We start from the raw sequence: 573 nt of genomic DNA, 5'->3' as shown, positions 1-573 counted from the left end.
CGCCGGCGTGGTCACCCGCGCCTTCGGTGCGGGCCGGGTGCCGTGGGGCAACATGTACGAGTTCCTTACCACCGGCGCCTTCGTGGCCGTCGCTGTCTTCCTGCTGGTCCTGATCCGGCGCGACCTGCGGTTCCTGGGCACCTTCGTGGTCGGCCTGGCGATCATCATGCTCGTGGCCGCCTCAGTGGCCTACTGGACCCCCGTGGGGCACCTGGTGCCGGCGCTGCAGAGCTACTGGCTGGTGATCCACGTGTCCATCGCGGTGCTGTCCTCGGCACTGTTCACGCTGACGTTCGCCATGTCCGCGCTGCAGCTGGTGCAGGCGCACCGGCAAAAGACCATCGCGTCCGGCGGCGCGGACAAGCTGGGCTTCATGCGCCTGGTGCCTTCGGCGCTGAGCCTGGAAAACCTGTCCTACCGCATCAATGCCATCGCCTTCGTCGGCTGGACCTTTACGCTGATGTTCGGGGCCATCTGGGCCGAGAAAGCCTGGGGCCGCTTCTGGGGCTGGGACACCAAGGAAGTCTGGACGTTCGTGATCTGGGTGGTTTACGCCGGCTACCTGCACGCCCG

Annotated in this window: 1 protein-coding gene; it reads left to right on the top strand. The window is 66.8% G+C overall.

Features of this window, described 5'->3' with window-relative positions; all coding sequences use genetic code 11:
• Window positions 1-573: cytochrome c biogenesis protein CcsA (ccsA, locus tag PV761_RS24255; RefSeq protein ID WP_347900060.1), on the top strand; the 573-nt coding region annotated here is incomplete at both ends.

Origin of the sequence: Arthrobacter sp. CC3 (assembly GCF_039907775.1) — a bacterium.
Classification (GTDB): Bacteria; Actinomycetota; Actinomycetes; order Actinomycetales; family Micrococcaceae; genus Arthrobacter.
This window is presented reverse-complemented; position numbering and strand designations above follow the sequence as displayed.